Consider the following 223-nt stretch of genomic DNA (forward strand, 5'->3'; position numbering starts at 1 on the left):
TGGTAAACGGATTGGGGATAGACCTGCCATTACCCATTTATAAGGCATCGGTCGCCCGATACCTTTCTGCTGCCCAAAAGAAGGACGGAGCCGGGGTCTGCGGTGCGCGCTTTCGGCTTTGCCCTGCCGCTTGGGTGCAAAGGTAGGGTGTTTTCCAAGTCTGAAATACGGCTCAAAAACGCCACAAGCTGCCACGACAGCGCCAAATGCTGCCACGCAAGTG

General features: G+C 56.1%; 1 protein-coding gene. It reads right to left on the reverse strand.

All coding sequences use genetic code 11. From position 1 onward, the window contains the following. Positions 1 to 29: 29 nt before the first annotated feature. Positions 30 to 223 (reverse strand): hypothetical protein (locus tag HJV72_RS19140; protein ID WP_208073464.1); only part of this gene is annotated, 194 nt, incomplete at its 5' end.

The organism is Extibacter sp. GGCC_0201, assembly GCF_017566055.1.
GTDB lineage: Bacteria > Bacillota > Clostridia > Lachnospirales > Lachnospiraceae > Extibacter.